At 71.5% G+C, this 17231-nt stretch carries 16 protein-coding genes; 8 read left to right on the top strand and 8 right to left on the bottom strand.

Going from position 1 to position 17231, the window contains the following annotated elements; all coding sequences use genetic code 11:
* Positions 1-85: 85 nt before the first annotated feature.
* Positions 86-697, bottom strand: coding sequence for a PadR family transcriptional regulator (locus ACIRFH_RS35160; RefSeq protein ID WP_403530196.1), 612 nt, complete (start codon positions 695-697; stop codon positions 86-88).
* Between the two features lie 163 nt (positions 698-860).
* Between ACIRFH_RS35160 and ACIRFH_RS35155 the strand changes: the two genes are divergently transcribed.
* Entirely contained in the window at positions 861-1670 is an 810-nt protein-coding gene (locus tag ACIRFH_RS35155) for a PhzF family phenazine biosynthesis protein (RefSeq protein WP_403530190.1), read from the top strand.
* A 37-nt stretch (positions 1671-1707) separates the two neighbouring features.
* Here the strand turns inward: ACIRFH_RS35155 and ACIRFH_RS35150 are convergent, their stop codons facing one another.
* Together ACIRFH_RS35150 and ACIRFH_RS35145 are read right to left on the bottom strand one after the other, a co-directional pair.
* On the bottom strand, positions 1708-2535 hold the full coding sequence (locus ACIRFH_RS35150) for a CPBP family intramembrane glutamic endopeptidase (protein ID WP_403530187.1): 828 nt from the start codon (positions 2533-2535) through the stop codon (positions 1708-1710).
* Between the two features lie 89 nt (positions 2536-2624).
* Positions 2625-4142 (bottom strand): glutamate--cysteine ligase, encoded by a 1518-nt coding sequence (locus ACIRFH_RS35145; protein ID WP_403530184.1) that lies wholly within the window; start codon positions 4140-4142, stop codon positions 2625-2627.
* A 572-nt stretch (positions 4143-4714) separates the two neighbouring features.
* Here ACIRFH_RS35145 and ACIRFH_RS35140 point away from each other — a divergent pair.
* Both ACIRFH_RS35140 and ACIRFH_RS35135 read left to right on the top strand, forming a co-directional pair.
* Positions 4715-5299 carry a hypothetical protein gene (locus ACIRFH_RS35140; RefSeq protein WP_403530181.1) on the top strand — a complete coding sequence of 195 codons (585 nt, stop codon included), beginning with the start codon at positions 4715-4717 and terminating at the stop codon, positions 5297-5299.
* A gap of 277 nt (positions 5300-5576) precedes the next feature.
* Complete coding sequence (locus ACIRFH_RS35135; RefSeq protein WP_403530178.1) at positions 5577-5780, top strand: DUF5999 family protein; 204 nt, start codon at positions 5577-5579, stop codon at positions 5778-5780.
* Positions 5781-5872: 92 nt separating this feature from the next.
* On the opposite strand, the gene ACIRFH_RS35130 is transcribed toward ACIRFH_RS35135, so the two are convergent.
* From ACIRFH_RS35130 to ACIRFH_RS35115, 4 genes are all read right to left on the bottom strand, one after another.
* Positions 5873-6961 (bottom strand): endo-1,4-beta-xylanase, encoded by a 1089-nt coding sequence (locus ACIRFH_RS35130; RefSeq protein WP_403530175.1) that lies wholly within the window; start codon positions 6959-6961, stop codon positions 5873-5875.
* A gap of 56 nt (positions 6962-7017) precedes the next feature.
* Positions 7018-7782: a carbohydrate ABC transporter permease gene (locus ACIRFH_RS35125; protein ID WP_403530194.1), complete on the bottom strand. Its 765-nt coding sequence runs from the start codon at positions 7780-7782 to the stop codon at positions 7018-7020.
* Positions 7783-7853: 71 nt separating this feature from the next.
* Complete coding sequence (locus ACIRFH_RS35120; protein WP_403530172.1) at positions 7854-8852, bottom strand: carbohydrate ABC transporter permease; 999 nt, start codon at positions 8850-8852, stop codon at positions 7854-7856.
* Positions 8853-8857: 5 nt separating this feature from the next.
* Complete coding sequence (locus tag ACIRFH_RS35115) at positions 8858-10150, bottom strand: extracellular solute-binding protein (protein WP_403530169.1); 1293 nt, start codon at positions 10148-10150, stop codon at positions 8858-8860.
* 255 nt (positions 10151-10405) lie between these two features.
* On the opposite strand from ACIRFH_RS35115, the gene ACIRFH_RS35110 reads away from it, so the two are divergent.
* The 5 genes from ACIRFH_RS35110 (at position 10406) to ACIRFH_RS35090 (ending at position 14203) form a co-directional block, all read left to right on the top strand.
* Entirely contained in the window at positions 10406-10801 is a 396-nt protein-coding gene (locus ACIRFH_RS35110; protein ID WP_403530166.1) for a molybdopterin-binding protein, read from the top strand.
* 198 nt (positions 10802-10999) lie between these two features.
* A complete protein-coding gene (gene modA / locus ACIRFH_RS35105) occupies positions 11000-11827 on the top strand; it encodes a molybdate ABC transporter substrate-binding protein (RefSeq protein WP_403530193.1) in 828 nt (275 codons plus the stop codon).
* Positions 11824-12678, top strand: a complete 855-nt coding sequence (gene modB, locus ACIRFH_RS35100) for a molybdate ABC transporter permease subunit (RefSeq protein ID WP_403530163.1) — start codon at positions 11824-11826, stop codon at positions 12676-12678. The genes modA and modB overlap by 4 nt, the downstream gene beginning before the upstream one ends.
* Entirely contained in the window at positions 12675-13748 is a 1074-nt protein-coding gene (locus tag ACIRFH_RS35095) for an ABC transporter ATP-binding protein (protein ID WP_403530160.1), read from the top strand. Before modB ends, ACIRFH_RS35095 begins: the two co-directional genes overlap by 4 nt.
* 26 nt (positions 13749-13774) lie before the next feature.
* Complete coding sequence (locus ACIRFH_RS35090) at positions 13775-14203, top strand: molybdopterin-binding protein (protein WP_403530157.1); 429 nt, start codon at positions 13775-13777, stop codon at positions 14201-14203.
* Between the two features lie 39 nt (positions 14204-14242).
* Here the strand turns inward: ACIRFH_RS35090 and gcvP are convergent, their stop codons facing one another.
* On the bottom strand, positions 14243-17128 hold the full coding sequence (gene gcvP, locus ACIRFH_RS35085; RefSeq protein ID WP_403530154.1) for an aminomethyl-transferring glycine dehydrogenase: 2886 nt from the start codon (positions 17126-17128) through the stop codon (positions 14243-14245).
* Positions 17129-17231: the final 103 nt, after the last annotated feature.

Below are 17231 nucleotides of genomic sequence, written 5' to 3'. Positions count from 1 at the left end.
GGGTCAACGTCCTGTGGGCCCTGCTTCGTGACGGAAGGTGCTACGAACCGATACCGTCCGTCACGCAGGCCGCTTGACAACTCCATTAGGAATCGTCGGCGAGGATCAGGTACAGCTTCTTGCGGGCCTCGCCGATGACGGCGAGCGCCTTCTCCCGCTGCTCCTTGCTGCCGGTCTTCCAGACCTGGCCGAAGGCCTCCATCAGCCCGAAGCCGGCCTGCCGGATGTCGTTCAGCGCCTCCCAGTCGACGCCTCGGGAGGCCTCCTCCCAGGGCGCCTCGGGGCCGCCCTCGGCCGCGGTGCGGCCCGCCTCGGTGAGGGAGAAGAGCTTCTTGCCGCCCTCGCTCTCGCTGGCGATCAGGCCCTCGTCCTCCAGCAACTGAAGGGTGGGGTACACCGAGCCGGGACTGGGCTTCCACGCCCCGCCGCTGCGTTCGGCGATCTCCTGGATCATCTCGTAGCCGTGCATGGGGCGCTCTGTGAGCAGGGCGAGGATCGACGCGCGTACGTCGCCGCGCCGCGCCCTGCCCCTGGGACCGCCGCCCCGCCCCCGGCCTCCCCAGGGGCCGGCGCCGAAGCCCGGTCCGAAGGGGCCGCCGGGACCGCCCGGCCCGAAGGGGCCGAACGCCGCGCGCCGGCCGTCGAAGCCGCCGCGCCCGTGCCCACCGTGACCACGCTCGTGCCCATGGGTGCGCATCACCATCACTCCATTCAGTCGTTGATCCATCGCGATGTTTCAACGATATATCGGCAACTGTCGTGCGACAAGCCCCTGCCGACAGCCCGTCGGCCCGGAAGTCGGTCCAGAACTCATGGATTGGCCTTGGCCTGCGGCTTCGCGCGGCGCTTAGCGTCGGGGCATGCGCATCCGAATCGTCGACGCCTTCACCGACCGGCCCTTCGCCGGCAACCCCGCCGGGGTCCTGCTCCTCGACGCCTTCCCGGAGGACGACCGGCTCCAGAAGATCGCCCTGGAGGTCAACCACGCCGAGACCGCCTTCGCCCACCCGCTGCCCGCGGGCGGCGATGCCGACTGGGCGCTGCGCTGGTTCACGCCCGCCACCGAGGTCGCGATGTGCGGCCACGCCACGCTCGCCACGGCCCACGTCCTGCACACCACGGGCGCCCACGAGGGGCCGGTGCGGTTCGCCACCCGCAGCGGCGTCCTGATCGCCACGCCCCGCGAGGACGGCTCGATCACCCTCGACTTCCCGACGGCCCCGCTCACGCCGGTCGAGGTCCCCGCGGGCATCGCCGAGGCGCTGGGCGCGGAGCCGCGCGCGGCCCTCGACACCGGCCCGAGCGTCGGCGACCTGCTGGTCGAGGTGGCCGACGAGAAGACCGTCCGCGGGCTGGCCCCGGACCACAAGGCCCTGGCCGCCCACTCACGGCGCGGCATCATCGCCACGGCCCGCGCGGAGGACCCCGCCCGCGGCTACGACTACGTCTCCCGCTGTTTCTTCCCGAACGTCGGCATCGACGAGGACCCGGTCACCGGCAGCGCCCACACGGCGCTCGCGCCCTACTGGTCCAACCGTCTGGGCCGCCCCGTCCTCACCGGGCTCCAGGCCTCGCCCCGCTCCGGCCGCGTCCGCACGGAACTGAGCGGGGAGCGCACGCTGCTGAGCGGACGCGCGGTGACGGTGATCGAGGGCGACCTGCTGGCGTGACCGGATGACGGGGACCCAGGAGGCTCCCGGGTCCCCGTCACGCCGTCGGCAGCCAGCCGACCTTCCCGGCCAGCAGCGCGTAGCCCACGAAGGCCCCGATGTCGAGCAGCGAGTGCGCCACCACCAGCGGACCCACCCGGCCCCAGCGGCGGTACAGGTACACGAACACCACACCCATCACCATGTTGCCGACGAAGCCGCCGATGCCCTGGTAGAGGTGGTACGACCCGCGCAGCACCGAACTGCCCGCCATCGAGGCGCCCCGGCTCCAGCCCAGCCGGTCGAGCCGGCGCAGCAGGTAGCCGACGACGATGACCTCCTCCAGGACGGCGTTCTGCACCGCCGAGAGGATGAGCACGGGGTACTTCCACCACACCTCGGGCAGCGCCTCGGGCACCACGGTGAGGTTGAAGCCGAGGCCCCGGGCGGCCAGGTAGAAGGCGATGCCGGTACTGCCGATGACGGCGGCGACGGCGGCCCCGCGGCCCAGGTCCGGCCACGGGCGGGTGCGGTCGAACCCGAGGGTGCGCAGGCTGCTGCCCTCGCGCAGCAGGAAGTGGCCGACGAGGGCGACCGGGACCAGTGCGGTGGTGATCCCGAAGAGCTGCCAGGCCAGGTCCAGCCAGGGGCGGCCTGGCGCGGCCGAGGCGTTGAGGGTGGCCGCCTGGTCCTTGAGACCGCCGGGCCGGGTGAGCGAGCCGATGAAGCTGATGAGGGCGGACACCCCGCTCGCGCCGAGCGACAGCGCCAGGACGAGGAGCGTCTCGTCACGCAGGAGCCGCCGCGAGAGCCGCCCCTCGCGAGGGGGTCCCCCGTCGAGTGACTCCTGAGGGAACGCATCGTCCACCGGGTCCGCCTCCGCCATGCACACCTGCCTCCAGCCGGAACGTCACAGCTTGCCCGATCAGTATGGGGCGGCGCGCGGCGGGGTGCGGGGGACGGGCCCGGCGGCGGTCAGCTTGGCGGCGTCGTCTCCGACAGGCCCACCGGCCACAGGTGCACGGGGTCGCCCTGGCGCATGAGCTCGACGTAGCGCCTGGTCGTCGCGGCCAGTGCCGCCTCCCGGGACAGGCCCGCCTCCAGCGCCCGGTGGAACGTGGCCGCCTGCCAGGACGCGCCGTTGACCCGGCGCCGGCACCGCTCCTCGATCACCCCGAGGTACAGGTCCCGGTCGGCGGGCTCCACGCCCCACGCGTCCAGCCCGGCCTCGGCGAGCGGCAGCAGTTCGTCGCGTACGAGGACGGCCGCGTCGACCTCGGCGGTGCCGCCCAGCCGGCCGCGCCGGGGCCACTCGAAGCGGGCGTCGATGCCGTGGCGGCACGCCGCGTCGAAGTTGGCGGCGGCGGCCTCGAAGGGCAGCCTGGTCCACACCGGCCGGGGCTCATCGGCGAGCGCGCGGACGACTCCGTAGTAGAAGGCCGCGTTGGCGATGACGTCGGTGACGGTGGGGCCGGCGGGCAGGACGCGGTTCTCCACCCGCAGGTGCGGCACGCCGTCGGCGATGTCGTAGACGGGGCGGTTCCAGCGGTAGACCGTGCCGTTGTGCAGGACGAGTTCCGCGAGCCTGGGCACGCCGCCGGCGTCCAGGACCTCCAGCGGGTCCTCGTCGTCGCAGATCGGCAGCAGCGCCGGGAAGTAGCGCCGGTTCTCCTCGAACAGGTCGTAGGCCGAGGTCACCCACCGTTCCCCGAACCAGGTGCGCGGGCGCACCCCCTGGGCCTGGAGCTCGGGCGGGCGGGTGTCGGTGGACTGCTGGAAGAGCGGGGGCCGCGACTCGCGCCACAGCTCACGGCCGAACAGGAAGGGCGCGTTGGCGCCGAGGGCGATCTGCGCGGCGGCGACCGCCTGGGCCGCGTTCCACACATCGGCGAAGCGGTCCGGGGTGACCTGGAGGTGCAGTTGCACCGAGGTGCAGGCGGCCTCGGGGGCGATGGACCTGGACGTGCAGGTGAGATGCTCGACGCCCTCGATGTCGAGCGTGAAGTCCTCGCCGCGGGCGGCCACGATCTGTTCGTTGAGCAGCGCGTAGCGGTCGACGGCCGAGAGGTTGGAGCGAACCAGGTCGTCCCGGTCGAGGGTCGGCAGAATGCCGATCATCGCGATTCCCGCGTCGACCTCGCCGGCCTTCCGGTCCGCGTACGCCAGTGATGTGCGGATCTCCTCGGCGAGCCGGTCGAATACCCGGTCACCCAATCGGTGTGGGGCAATGTTGACTTCCAGGTTGAACATGGCGAGTTCTGTCTGGAAGTCGCGGCTGGCGATGCGCTCGAGGACTTGGGCATTCAACATTTTCGGCATCCCGTCGGCCCCGACGAGATTCAATTCGATCTCCAGCCCCATCAGGTTCTTCGGACGGTCGAACCGCTTCTCCGCCAGCAGTCGCTCCAGGCCCGTCAGGCACCGCTGGAGCTTGTCGCGGTAGCGCTGGCGATCGGACAGGTCGAACTGACCTGCCACGACCTTCTCCCCCATGGAAGAGTCCCTTCTCGGAGCGTCGGGTTGAAGATCCGGCCGCCGGTGTGCCGGTCAGGTGGGATGATGCCCAGCCGAAGCGATCGATAACGTCCCCGCGCGGCCCCGGCACCCGCTACGCTGAACCGTTGTGACCGGTGGCACATTCGCCGGGCATGGCGCATCCGCAGTTTCACGGACCGGCGCCTAGTGAAAAACGCCGATGACAATTGGCCGACCGCTCGGTGAGCATGTTCCGAGGTCACCGCCTTGTCCTGGGTGCGGAATCCGGAGGATTCCCGCATATCAACGACCGAATGTGTTCTTGTACTGCTTGCCGCGAACGGCTAGCTGAAACACAGTCTGAACACATGTCGTATAAACTCCGCGGACAAGGCAGAAGACCGGCGCCCACGGTCGAAGGATCCTGCCGCCGGGCCCACGCCGGCAGGCCTCACCCCACTTCTCGGTTCTCGGACCCCGGCCTCTGCCTCTCCACCCCGTGAGCTGACAGCGTCGTCCGCCCCGCACCGCACCGCCCTGTCACGCACCGCCCTCGCGCCACCGTGCCTTCGAATGAGAGGCGACCCACCATGCCCCTGCACGTCCCCCCGGCTCCCGCGCCCGCCCTGCGCTCCGTCCTCACCGCCCTCTCGTCCCCCACCGCGGTCCGTGAGGCCCGGACCCCGTCCCTGCTCGGCGCCCAGGGACCCGTCACCCCCGAACTACCGCTGCCCGTGCACGTCCTGGACGGCGTCTCCGCCGAGGGCGTGACGGTCACCCGGCTGACCGGCTGGCGGTTCCTGATCCGCAGCGGCGACCGGGCGGTGGCGGCGGCGGAGACCACGCCGACCCCGGACGGGTGGGCCTTCTCCCGTTTCTTCGAGGGTCCCTACATCGCCTCGACCGAACGGGCACTGCGCCAGGCGGAGGCGCTGCCGCAGCCCTACCAGCCGCGTCTCCTGTCGGTCCCCGGCCTCTACATGCTCACGCTGTGGCTGTACGGCGACCCGGCCGCGGACCCGGCCGAGGGGTATCCCGCCGGCACCGACCTGCTGGTGCCGCTCGCGCCGGCACCGCCCGGCATCGCGGCCCACCGGCCGCACCGGGTGGCCGAACTGCTCCCGCTCCTGACCCACCGGGTGACGCCGACGCGACTGCTCCACTCCTCCGCCTGACCGCCGGGGCCTGTCACCACTCCGAGCGGACTAGTCCCATCCGGCCATGGTGAACCACCCGAAGTGACAGTGCGGTTGAGGTGAACCGTCCGCGCGGGTGACGCGTCTCCAACCCGTGAGAAGCGGTGCCGCGAAATACCTGCGGATCGACGCCCGTAGGGCAACACTGGGATCGGACCGACTATCACCACGGGGGGCGGCCATGGACGACGTTTCACGCCGCGGGACAGACAAGACAGCGCACTCATCCATCACGACGGACCGAGAGACCCCACTCATGTGTCAGCACCAGCCACCGTGTCCTCCAGCCGACTCCGCCGACCGGGAATCCGCCCGTCTCGTGGCGCACCACCCGGAGCAGGGGTGGAGCCTGCTGTGCAACGGCGTCGTCCTCTTCGAGGACACCGGTGAGCTTCTGCCGGACGGCAGGGTCATCGCCCCGCACCGCCCGCTCGACGCCGGGCTGATGACCGCCGCCTGAGCACCCTCCGGGCGGTACGGCGCCGCTCCGCCCGGCACTCGGGGCCGGCCCGCGGACACTCCCGCGGGCCGGCCCCGGCGCGTACAGGGCGCTCACCTTCCGCCGAGCGCCTCCCTGATCGCGTGGTACGCCGGCTTCGGGCGCAGTCGCTCGTCCCAGGGCAGGGCCGCGCCCTCACCCTCGAAGACCGCCGGGATCCACGAGTACTTGTCCGTGTAGTCCCACAGCGTGATGCCCACGCACCGCCGCACGGCCAGGCAGTCCTCGGTGAGCCGCCGGTACCAGTCGGCCTGCGTGGCGAGCTTCGCCCCGTCCGCGGGGAGTTCCATGCGGATGTCGACCTCGGTCAGCGCGGTGTCCAGGCCCAGCCTCGCGAAGCGGCGGAGGTTCTCCTCCAGGGTGGCCGGATAGCCGTACTGCAGGGCCAGGTGGGTCTGCAGACCGATGCCGTGCAACGGCACGCCCTGAGCCTTCAGTTCCTTGGCCAGCCGCAGGTAGGCGTCGCTCTTCGGGCCGACGGCCTCGATGTTGTAGTCGTTCAGGTAGAGCTTGACGTGCGGGTCGGCCTGGTGGGCCCAGCGCAGCGCGTCGGCGATGTAGCCGGGGCCGAGGGTCTTGTAGAAGACGGACTCCCGGTAGGTGCCGTCCTCGTCGAAGGCCTCGTTGACGACGTCCCAGGCGAAGACCTTGCCCCGGTAGTGCCGTACCTCGGTCTGGATGTGCTTCTTCAGTACGGTCCTGAGCTCGGCGGCCGTCCAGTCGCGGTCCGTGATCCAGTCCGGCAGCTGGCTGTGCCAGACCAGGGTGTGGCCGCGCACCTTCTGACGGTTCGCGCGGGCGAGGTCCACGATCTCGTCGCCCGCCGTCCAGTCGAAGACGCCCTGCCGCGGCTCGGTGGCGTACCACTTCATGCCGTTGCCGGGCGTGGTCTGGTCGAACTCGCGGCCCAGCAGCGCGGTGTAGGGGCCGTCGGTGAGTTCGGGGTTGTCGGTGGCACTGCCGAAGTACCGGCCGTGCCGCTGGGCCAGCTCGGCGAGGGTGCCGCGGTCCCTGCCGTGCCGCTCCTCACCGGCCTGGGCCGCGGGCCCGCCGGCGACGCCGGCTGCGACCAGCGTGACCGCCAGGGCGCCGGCGAGTCTGAGCCGGGTACGGGAGCGGGCGGCCGTACGGGACGTGCGCATGCTGCGACTCCTCACGTGCGGGTGCGGGTGTGGCGCGGGTGCGTGCGCGGCGCGTGTCATCCCTTCGTGGCGCCGGCGGTCAGGCCGCCGACGAGCTGGCGCTCGGCGACGGAGTAGAAGGCGAGGGCCGGCACCATCGCCAGGACCAGGTAGGCGAAGACGCGGGCCGTGTCGGCCGAGTACTGCCCCTGGAACTGCTGGACGCCGATCGGGATCGTCCACCACGTGGAGTCGGTGAACACCAGCAGCGGCAGGAAGAAGTTGTTCCAGCTGGTGACCACCGCCAGGACGGAGACGGTGCCGAGCGCCGGCCGGGCCATCGGCAGCAGCACCCGCCAGAAGAAGCCGAACGGGCCGCAGCCGTCGAGCGTGGCCGCCTCCTCCAGCTCGCCGGGGATCTCCCGGAAGAAGCCGCGCAGGATGATGATCGTCATCGGCAGCCCGAAGGCCGCCTGCGGCAGGATGACGCCCAGCGGGTTGTCCAGCAGGCCCAGGGAGCGCAGCAGCAGGAACAGCGGCAGGGCGGCGACCGCGAAGGGGAACATCAGCCCCATGGTGAACAGGGTGAACAGCAACTCCCGTCCGCGGAAGGCGAACCGGGCGAAGGAGAACGCGGCGAGCGCGGACGCCACGACCACGAGGACGGTGGTCCCCACCGCGATCAGCGTGCTGCTGCCGACCAGCCGCCAGAAGGAGCCGGACGCCAGGATGTCGGTGTAGTTGGAGGTCACCCACGGGTCGGGCAGCCCGACGGGGTTGCGGGACAGCTGGTCGGTGGACTTGAAGCCGGACAGCACCGCGTACACCAGCGGTACGGCCATCACGGCGCCGACGACGATCAGGACGACGTGCACGGGAAGGACCCGCCCGGCACGGGACTTGGAACGGGCGGTCACTTCCCGCCTCCTCGCATGGTCGTGGTGGCTCCCTCCAGGTCGCGCCGGAGCACGAACCGCTGGTAGGCGAGGGCGAAGACGAGGCTGATGCCGAACATGACCACGCTGATCGCGCTGGCGTAGCCGACCTGGTAGCGCTTGAAGCCGAACTGGAACATGGTCACGGCCATGGTCTCGGAGTGGTGGTCGGGGCCGCCCTGGGTGATCACCCACACCAGGTCGAACAGCTGGATCGCGCCGATGACCGACAGGAAGACGCTGATGCGCAGGGTGGGCGCGAGCAGCGGCAGGGTGACGCCGCGGAAGCGCTGCCAGGCGTTGGCGCCGTCGATGAGCGCCGCCTCGTTCAGCTCCTTGGGGATGGACTGGAGGCCGGCCAGATAGAGCATCATGTGGAAGCCGAAGTACTTCCAGGTCATCGCCAGGAAGAGGGTCGCCATCACCATCGACGGGTCGGCGAACCACTCGCCGCCGAGTCCTTCGAGGCCGATGCCGTCCAGGATGTGGTCGGCGAGGCCGTCGCCGGGGGCGAAGATCATGGCGAACAGCACGCCGGTGATGGCCTCGGAGAGCACGTACGGGGCGAAGAAGAGCATCCGGTACACGGCCCGGCCGCGCATCCTCTGGTTCAGCAGCACCGCCATGGCGAGCGCGAACGGCAGCTGCAGGACGAGGGAGAGCACGACCAGGAGCAGACAGCGCCACAGATCGCCGAGGAAGACCGGGTCGTCGAACGCGCGGGTGAAGTTCTCGGTGCCGATGTACTCCGAGGGCATCCCGAAGCCGCCCCAGCGGAAGAAGGCGGCGTACAGCGCGAACAGGATGGGCAGCAGCACCAGGACGATGAACAGCACCAGCGCGGGCACCTGGAAGCCGACCGCGGTGAGCCAGTGGTACGTACGGCGCCGGGCCCGGACCCGGGCCGCGTCGGCGGGCGGGGGCGGACGGTCGGCGTCGGGGCCGGTCCGCTTGTCCGGCAGGAACGTGGAGGTCATCGGGCCTACTGCTCTTCCTTGGCGGTCTTCGTGATCGACTCGGCGACCTGCTGCGGCGACTTGGAGCCGGCGACGAGCGCGGCGACGCTGTCATTGATCTCCTGGCCGAGGGCGGGCGCGTAGGCCTGGTCGAGGTAGAGCTGGAAGCCGGTGGATCCCTTGAGCTGCTTCTGCACGGCCTGGAGGTTGGGGTCGGTCAGGGCGTCCTCGGCGGCCGGGACCACCGGCAGGACGCCGGTCTTCTTGACCAGTTCGCGGTCGGTGGTGGCCGAGGCGAAGAACTTCAGGAAGTCGACGGCGGCCTGCGGGGCGCCCTGGCGCAGCGCATGTCCGCCGCCGCCGCCGAACACCTCGGTGATCGTGCCCTTGCCGCCCTCGACCGCCGGGAACGGGAAGAAGCCGAGGTCCTTCCCGAGGCCCTTGCCCGCGTCGGCCTCCACCACCGGTGCCCACTGGCCCATCAGTTCCATCGCGGCCCTGCCGTTGCCGACGGCCGCGGCCTGGCCGCTGGGGGTGGAGTAGGCGGCGCCGAGGAAGCCCTTCTGGAACGGCTGGAGGTCCACCAGTTCCTGCAGGTGCTGCCCGGCCTGGACGAAGTCGTCGCCGGTGAAGTCCTTGTCGTCGTCGGCCTTCTCCAGGGCGTCGGCGCCGGCGGTGCGCATCGCCAGGTACGCCCAGTAGTACATGGCGGGCCACTTCTCCTTGCCGGCCAGGGCGATGGGGGTGATGTTCGCGGACTTCAGCGCGCGCACGGCGTCGAGGAAGGCGCTCCAGGTGGTCGGCGGCGTGGTGATGCCCGCCTTCGCGAAGTGCGCCTTGTTGTACCAGAAGCCGATCATGCCGATGTCGAACGGAATGCCATACACCTTGTCGTCGATGAGGTACGGCTCCTTGGCGACCGGCAGCAGGCCCTCGCCCCACTCCTTCGTCCGGTCCGTGAGGTCCTCGACGAGACCGGCCTCGACCTGCTGCTCGAGGACGCCGCCGCCCCAGGTGTGGAAGATGTCGGGGAGCTTCCCGGAGGCGGTGAGCGCCGTCATCTTGGACTTGTAGGCGTCGTTCTCCAGCTGGACGATCTTCACCTTGACCTTGGGGTTCTGCGCCTCGAACTGCTTCGCGAGCGCCGCCCAGACGTCCTTCGTCGGCTGGGTGGTGGAGATGTTCCACCACTCGATCGTGGTCGTTCCCGACGAACCTCCCTCGGAGTCGCCGCCACAGCCGCTCAGTGCCGTCATTCCCAGACCGGCCGCGGCGGAGGCCGCCATGAAGCCGCGGCGGGACAGTGCCGGGTCGCCCATCTTGCGCTCCTCGAGTAATTCCGAAAGTTTCGGAAGGAATTCAGAAAGCTGCGTTGTTGCCGCACCCTAGAGACAGCCCATAAACGGTGGCAAGCCCTTGTACCGAAAGAATCTGCGATCGGCCACACTCGGGAAGGACACACGAGCGTCAGGAGGGTGCAAGATGGCCGAAACATTCGGGATGCGATCGTGAACATTCGCGACGGAGCGGGGGCCTGGACGCAGCACCCCTCGCCTCCGCCTATCGTGACCGGCATGCAGTCCTACACGATCGGCCAGGCGGCGCGGCTGCTCGGCGTCAGCCCGGACACCGCCCGCCGCTGGGCGGACGCGGGCCGGATCACCACACACCGCGACGAGGGCGGACGGCGGCTCGTCGACGGGCGGGACCTGGCCGCGTTCTCGGCCGGCCTGGCCCGGTCGGGCGCCGCCGACGACGGCACCCCCTACACCTCGGTCCGCAACGCCTTTCCCGGGATCGTGACCGCGATCAAGCTGGGCGACGTCGCGGCCCAGGTCGAGATCCAGGCCGGTCCGCACCGGCTCGTCTCCCTGCTGACCCGCGAGGCGGTCGAGGAACTCGGCCTGGAGGTCGGGATGGAGGCCACCGCCCGCGTGAAGTCGACGAATGTCCATATCGACAGGACGTGACCCGACCCGCGGGACCGCCCCGGCGTCCGTACGAACGCACATGCCGGTCTTTCCGTCACCAAGGCTCGCTCATGCGATGAGACAGGAGACTTATCCCTCGCAGATGCGGAAGTATGATCGGCGCATCGGAGAGCCCGACGTGCGCCCGGCCGCCGGGCCCGGCGGACTCCCGGCCCGTGACAGAGGGAGTGTCCCGTGATGAACCGTTCTGCGCTCAGGTCCCGCGGCATCCGCCGGGCCGTGCCGGCGACCGGCGCGGGAGTCGCCGCACTGCTGGCCCTCAGCGCCTGCTCGTCACCCTCCGGCGCGGACTCCGGCTCCGACTCGGCCGGTTCCTCGTCCGCCGAGGTCTCCGGCCCCGTCACGGTCTTCGCCGCCGCCTCGCTCGAGGAGAGCTTCACCGCGCTCGGCGAGACGTTCGAGAAGCGGCACCCGGACACCGAGGTCACCTTCAGCTTCGCCGGCAGCGACTCCCTGGCCGCCAGCATCACCAGCGGTGCGCCCGCGGACGTGTTCGCCTCCGCCAGCCCCGGGACGATGGCCACGGTGACCGACGCCGGGGACGCGGCCGGCGCACCGACGGTCTTCGCCCGCAACCAGCTGGAGATCGCCACCCTCCCCGGCAACCCCGAGAGGATCTCCTCCCTGAAGGACCTCACCCGCTCCGGCCTGAAGGTCGTGCTGTGCGACAGGACCGTGCCGTGCGGCGCCGCCGCGCAGAAGGCCCTGGACGCGAGCGGCCTGGAGCTCACCCCCGCCTCGTACGAGCAGGACGTCAAGAGCGCCCTGACCAAGGTCGTGCTGAAGGAGGCCGACGCCGCCGTCGTCTACAGGACCGATGTGAAGGCGGCCGGTGACAAGGTGCGGGGCGTGGAGTTCCCCGAGTCGGCCGAGGCCGTGAACGACTATCCGATCGCCCTGCTCGAGAAGGCGCCCCACGCGAACGCGGGCAGGGCCTTCATCGAGCTGGTGAAGTCCCCCGAGGGGCAGCGGGTGCTCACCGGGGCCGGGTTCCGCACGCCATGACGAGGCCGACGGTGACCAAGTCCGCGCGGCCCGGGGCGGACTCCGTGGCGGGCGGGCCGCGCCGCGGCCGCTTCCGTACCGTGCCGGTGCCCCTGCTGGTGCCCGCCCTCGTCGGTCTGGCATTCCTGCTGCTCCCCCTGGCCGCCCTGCTGGTGCGGGCCCCCTGGCGGAGCCTGCCCGGCCAACTGACCAGCGCCGAGGTGTGGCAGGCCCTGCGGCTGTCGCTGGTGTGCGCCACCTCGGCGACCGCGCTGAGCCTGCTGATCGGCGTCCCGCTGGCCTGGCTGCTGGCCCGCACGGACTTCCCCGGCCGCGGCCTCGTGCGCGCGTTGGTGACGCTGCCGCTGGTGCTGCCCCCGGTGGTCGGCGGCGTGGCGCTGCTGCTGGCGTTCGGCCGCAACGGCGTGATCGGGCAGTGGCTGGACGCGTGGTTCGGGATCACGCTGCCGTTCACCACGACGGGCGTCGTCCTCGCGGAGACGTTCGTGGCGATGCCCTTCCTGGTCATCAGTGTGGAGGGCACCCTGCGGGCCGCCGATCCACGGTACGAGGAGGCCGCCACGACGCTGGGCGCCTCCCGCTTCACCGCGTTCCGCCGGGTCACGCTGCCGCTGATCGCGCCGGGCATCGCGGCGGGCTCCGTCCTCGCGTGGGCGCGGGCGCTGGGAGAGTTCGGGGCGACGATCACGTTCGCGGGCAACTTCCCCGGGCGGACCCAGACCATGCCGCTGGCGGTCTACCTGGCGCTGCAGAACGATCCGGCGGCGGCGATCGCCCTCAGCCTGGTGCTGCTGGCCGTCTCCATCGCCGTACTGGCCGGTCTGCGGGACCGCTGGATGAGGGCGGCATGAGCCGACCGGAGTTCACCGGCACCACGCCCGGCGACGGCCTCGACGCGCGGCTCGTCGTGGAACGCGGTGGCTTCCGCCTGGACGTGCCGCTGGCCGCCGCGCCCGGCGAGGTCGTCGCCCTGCTCGGCCCCAACGGCGCCGGCAAGAGCACCGCGCTGCGTGCCCTGGCCGGCCTGCTCCCGCTCACCGGGGGCCATCTGCGTCTCGACGGGGCCGCGCTGGACCGTACGCCGCCCGAGTCCCGCCCGGTCGGCGTCGTCTTCCAGGACTACCTGCTCTTCCCGCACCTGACCTCGCTCGACAACGTGGCCTTCGGCCCGCGCTGCCGGGGCGCGACGAAGGCCGAGGCCCGGGCCCTGGCCGCCACGTGGCTGGACCGCATGGGCCTGGCCGGCCACGCGGGCGCCAAGCCGCGCCGCCTCTCCGGCGGCCAGGCGCAGCGCGTCGCCCTCGCCCGTGCCCTCGCGACCAACCCCCGGCTGCTGCTCCTGGACGAGCCGCTCGCCGCGCTGGACGCCCGGACGCGGCTCGAGGTGCGCGCCCAGCTCCGCCGTCACCTGGCCGACTTCGAGGCCGTCGCGGTCCTGGTCACCCACGATCCGCTGGACGCCATGGTGCTGGCCGACCGTCTGGTGGTCGTCGAGCACGGCACGGTCGTCCAGGAGGGCGATCCCGCCGACATCGCCCGTCGGCCCCGCACCGACTACATCGCGCGGCTGGTCGGCCTGAACCTCTACCGCGGTCTGGCCGACTCCCACACCGTCCGGCTCGACGCCGGTCCGGCCATCACGACCACGGAAGACCTGACCGGACCGGTCTTCGTGGCGTTCCCGCCGAGCGCCGTGACCCTGTACGGGGAGCGTCCCGCGGGCTCCAGCGCGCGCAACATGTGGCGGTGCGAGGTCGCGGGCCTGGAGACCCACGGCGACCAGATCCGCGTGGACCTGACCGGCGAACTCGCGCTCGCCGCCGACCTCACCACGGTCGCCGCGGCCGAACTCGGCCTTCACCCGGGCGCACCGGTGTGGGCGACGGTCAAGGCGACGCAGACCCACGCATACCCGGCCTGACGGCGTCGCCGGGCTACGGTGCCCCCATGAGCCTGAGCATCCGCAACCAGCTCCCCGGCACCGTCACCGCCGTCACCCCGGGCGAGGCCATGGCGACGGTCAAGGTCCGCCTGACCGGGGGGCAGGACCTCACCGCGGCCATCACCAGGGAGGCCGTCGACGACCTCGGCCTGAGCGTCGGAACGGCCGTCCGCGCCCTGGTGAAGTCGACGGAGGTCTCCCTGGCCACCGGCCGGACCGACGATCTGTCGATCCGCAACCGGCTGCCCGGCGCGGTCACCCGGATCACGCTCGGCGAGGCCATGGCGGCCGTCCACGTCACCATGGACGACGCCGAGCTGACCGCCGTGATCACGAGGGAGGCCGTCGAGGAGCTGGGCCTCTTCGTGGGGTCCGACGTCGTCGCCCTGATCAAGTCGACCGAGGTCATGCTCGCCACGGCGCGGCAAGCGTGAAGGCTCCGCCCCCCGGGCGGAGCCTTCACCGCGGCCTGATCAGTCCGCGTAGGCGTCCAGCGGCGGGCAGGAGCACACGAGGTTCCGGTCGCCGAAGGCCTGGTCGATGCGGCGCACCGGCGGCCAGTACTTGTCGGCCACCGACACTCCGGTCGGGAACACGGCCTCCTCGCGCGTGTACGCGTGGTCCCACTCGCCGCCCAGCGCACCGGCGGTGTGCGGGGCGTTGCGCAGCGGGTTGTCCTCCGCGGGCCAGGCGCCGGAGCCGACCTTCTCGATCTCCGCGCGGATGGCGATCATCGCGTCGCAGAAGCGGTCCAGCTCCGTCAGGTCCTCGGACTCGGTCGGCTCGATCATCAGCGTGCCGGCCACCGGGAAGGACATCGTCGGCGCGTGGAAGCCGTAGTCGATCAGCCGCTTGGCGACGTCGTCCACGCTCACGCCGGTCGCCTTGGTCAGCGGACGCAGGTCGACGATGCACTCGTGCGCGACCAGCCCGGCCGGCCCGGTGTACAGCACGGGGAAGTGGGGCTCGAGACGCTTGGCGATGTAGTTGGCGGACAGCACGGCCACCTGGGTGGCGCGCTTGAGGCCCTCGCCGCCCATCAGCCGGACGTACGACCAGGAGATCGGCAGGATGCCGGCCGAACCCCACGGCGCCGCCGAGATCGGTCCGACACCGGTCCGCGGACCGGCCGCGGGCTGCAGCGGGTGGTTGGGCAGGTACGGCGCGAGGTGCGACCGTACGGCCACGGGGCCGACGCCGGGGCCGCCGCCGCCGTGCGGGATGCAGAACGTCTTGTGCAGGTTCAGGTGGGAGACGTCGCCGCCGAAGTGGCCCGGCTTGGCGAGGCCGACCAGGGCGTTGAGGTTGGCGCCGTCCACGTAGACCTGGCCGCCGGCGTCGTGCACCTGGGCGCAGATGTCGGCGACGTGCTCCTCGAACACACCGTGCGTCGAGGGGTACGTGATCATCAGCACGGCCAGCTCGTCGCGGTGCTTCTCGATCTTGGCGCGCAGGTCCTCGACGTCGACCTCGCCGTCCTCGGCGGTCTTGACGACGACCACCTTCATGCCGGCCATGACCGCGCTCGCCGCGTTGGTGCCGTGTGCGGAGGACGGGATGAGACAGACGGTGCGCTGGTCGTCGCCGTTGGCGCGGTGGTAGCCGCGGACGGCGAGCAGACCGGCGAACTCGCCCTGCGAGCCCGCGTTGGGCTGCAGCGACACCTTGTCGTACCCGGTGACCTCGGCGAGCCGCTCCTCCAGCTCGCGGATGAGCGTGAGGTAGCCCTGCGCCTGCTCGGCGGGCGCGAAGGGGTGCAGCGCGCCGAACTCGGGCCAGGTGACCGGCTCCATCTCGGTGGTCGCGTTGAGCTTCATGGTGCACGAGCCCAGCGGGATCATGCCTCGGTCGAGCGCGTAGTCGCGGTCGGCGAGGCGGCGCAGGTAGCGCAGCATCGCGGTCTCGGAGCGGTGCGCGTGGAAGACCGGGTGGGTCAGGAAGTCGTCGGTGCGCAGCAGCGCCTCGGGCAGTGTGTCCTCGGCGCTCGCGTCCAGGGCCTCGATGTCGCCCTCGACGCCGAACGCGTTCCACACGCCGCCGACCTGGGCGCGCGTGGTGGTCTCGTCGCAGGCGAACGACACGTGGTCGGCGTCGACGAGGCGCAGGTTGATGCCGTTCTCACGGGCGGCGTGCACGATCTCGTCGGCCCGGCCCGGCACCCGCGCGGTGACCGTGTCGAAGTAGGAGCCGTGCACGATCTCGACGCCGCCGGCCGCGAGGCCCGCGGCGGTGACCGAGGCGTACCGGTGGGTGCGGCGCGCGATGGCCCGCAGCCCGTCCGGCCCGTGGTACACGGCGTACATGCCGGCCATGACGGCGAGCAGCACCTGGGCGGTGCAGATGTTGCTGGTCGCCTTCTCGCGGCGGATGTGCTGCTCGCGGGTCTGCAGGGCGAGGCGGTAGGCCTTGTTGCCGTCGGCGTCCACGGAGACGCCCACGAGGCGGCCGGGCAGGCTGCGCGCGAACTTCTCGTGCACGGCCATGTAGCCGGCGTGCGGCCCGCCGAAGCCCATCGGCACGCCGAAGCGCTGGGTGGTGCCGACGGCGATGTCCGCGCCCAGCTCACCGGGCGACTTCAGCAGCGTCAGCGCGAGCAGGTCGGCGGCGACGGTGACCAGCGCGCCCAGCTCGTGCGCCCGGTCGACGACCGGCTTGATGTCGCGGACGGCACCGGAGGCGCCCGGGTACTGGATCAGGACGCCGTTGATCTCCCGCTCGGCGACCTCGGCCGGGATGCCGTCGCTCAGGTCGGCGACGACGACCTCGACGCCGGTCGGCTCGGCGCGGGTCCGGATCACGGCGATGGTCTGCGGCAGCGCGTCCGCGTCGACCAGGAAGAGGCCCTTCTTGTTCCTGCCCATGCGCCGGGACAGGGCCATCGCCTCGGCGGCGGCGGTGCCCTCGTCGAGCAGCGAGGCGCCGGAGGTCGGCAGGCCGGTGAGGTCGGCGACCATGGTCTGGAAGTTCAGCAGGGCCTCCAGACGCCCCTGGGAGATCTCCGGCTGGTACGGCGTGTACGCGGTGTACCAGGCAGGGTTCTCCATGACGTTGCGCAGGATGACCGGCGGGGTGAAGGTGCCGTAGTAGCCCAGGCCGATCATGGAGTCGAGGACCTGGTTGCGGTCGGCCAGCGAGCGCAGCTCGGCCAGTACCTCGGCCTCGGAGCGGGCGCCCGGCAGGTCCAGCGCGTCGGCGTTCTTGATCACATCCGGTACCGCGGCGGCCGTCAGCTCGTCGAGCGAGCCGTAGCCGACCTGCGCGAGCATCTTGGCCCGGGCCTCGTGGTCGGGGCCGATGTGGCGCTGCTCGAAGGGTGCTGCCTGTTCGAGCTCGGAGAGCGGAATGCGAGGGGCGGTCATGAGCGGAGGCCTCCTGGTCCGACGACCTTCGAGGGGCACCACGGCGCGGGTACCCGGATGGCCTCCCCCTCTGTCATCTCGACCTGAGAGCTTCACCGGGCCG

This window comes from Streptomyces sp. NPDC093586, assembly GCF_044764905.1.
Taxonomy (GTDB): domain Bacteria; phylum Actinomycetota; class Actinomycetes; order Streptomycetales; family Streptomycetaceae; genus Streptomyces.
The sequence above is the reverse complement of the archived record's forward strand: the minus strand, read 5'-3'. Positions and strand labels throughout refer to the sequence as shown.

Excerpts from the sequence above, each read along its gene's own strand:
- ACIRFH_RS35095 (WP_403530160.1), top strand. The coding sequence starts at position 12,675 with ATGAGCCGACCGGAGTTCACCGGCACCACGCCCGGCGACGGCCTCGAC.
- ACIRFH_RS35125 (WP_403530194.1), bottom strand. The coding sequence starts at position 7,782 with ATGGCCGTACCGCTGGTGTACGCGGTGCTGTCCGGCTTCAAGTCCACC.
- ACIRFH_RS35110 (WP_403530166.1), top strand. The coding sequence starts at position 10,406 with ATGCAGTCCTACACGATCGGCCAGGCGGCGCGGCTGCTCGGCGTCAGC.
- gcvP (WP_403530154.1), bottom strand. The coding sequence starts at position 17,128 with ATGACCGCCCCTCGCATTCCGCTCTCCGAGCTCGAACAGGCAGCACCC.
- ACIRFH_RS35150 (WP_403530187.1), bottom strand. The coding sequence starts at position 2,535 with ATGGCGGAGGCGGACCCGGTGGACGATGCGTTCCCTCAGGAGTCACTC.
- modB (WP_403530163.1), top strand. The coding sequence starts at position 11,824 with ATGACGAGGCCGACGGTGACCAAGTCCGCGCGGCCCGGGGCGGACTCC.
- ACIRFH_RS35145 (WP_403530184.1), bottom strand. The coding sequence starts at position 4,142 with ATGGGGGAGAAGGTCGTGGCAGGTCAGTTCGACCTGTCCGATCGCCAG.
- ACIRFH_RS35140 (WP_403530181.1), top strand. The coding sequence starts at position 4,715 with ATGCCCCTGCACGTCCCCCCGGCTCCCGCGCCCGCCCTGCGCTCCGTC.
- modA (WP_403530193.1), top strand. The coding sequence starts at position 11,000 with ATGAACCGTTCTGCGCTCAGGTCCCGCGGCATCCGCCGGGCCGTGCCG.
- ACIRFH_RS35135 (WP_403530178.1), top strand. The coding sequence starts at position 5,577 with ATGTGTCAGCACCAGCCACCGTGTCCTCCAGCCGACTCCGCCGACCGG.
- ACIRFH_RS35130 (WP_403530175.1), bottom strand. The coding sequence starts at position 6,961 with ATGCGCACGTCCCGTACGGCCGCCCGCTCCCGTACCCGGCTCAGACTC.
- ACIRFH_RS35115 (WP_403530169.1), bottom strand. The coding sequence starts at position 10,150 with ATGGGCGACCCGGCACTGTCCCGCCGCGGCTTCATGGCGGCCTCCGCC.
- ACIRFH_RS35155 (WP_403530190.1), top strand. The coding sequence starts at position 861 with ATGCGCATCCGAATCGTCGACGCCTTCACCGACCGGCCCTTCGCCGGC.
- ACIRFH_RS35120 (WP_403530172.1), bottom strand. The coding sequence starts at position 8,852 with ATGACCTCCACGTTCCTGCCGGACAAGCGGACCGGCCCCGACGCCGAC.
- ACIRFH_RS35090 (WP_403530157.1), top strand. The coding sequence starts at position 13,775 with ATGAGCCTGAGCATCCGCAACCAGCTCCCCGGCACCGTCACCGCCGTC.
- ACIRFH_RS35160 (WP_403530196.1), bottom strand. The coding sequence starts at position 697 with ATGCGCACCCATGGGCACGAGCGTGGTCACGGTGGGCACGGGCGCGGC.